Annotated in this window: 1 pseudogene; it reads right to left on the reverse strand. The window is 45.3% G+C overall.

Annotation, left to right across the window (positions count from 1 at the left end):
* A pseudogene (gene nusA / locus LKX83_RS33530) lies at positions 1–212 on the reverse strand (transcription termination factor NusA); the annotation flags it as partial.

The raw sequence follows: 212 nt of genomic DNA on the forward strand, positions 1-212 counted from the left end.
GCCTGAACGCGCGCACCTTTTGGTCCTACACAGGAACCAACAGGGTCAACTTCGGGATTATCTGAATGAACGGATATTTTCGACCGATCTCCGGCTTCGCGGGCCACTGATTTAATTTCAACCGTCCCATCATAAATTTCAGGTACTTCAATTTCAAATAAACGTTTTAGTAATCCAGGATGAGTGCGTGACACGAAAATTTGCGGACCTTT

The sequence above is a fragment of the Cohnella baijiui genome (genome assembly GCF_020731285.1).
In the GTDB taxonomy this organism is placed as follows: Bacteria; Bacillota; Bacilli; order Paenibacillales; family Paenibacillaceae; genus Cohnella.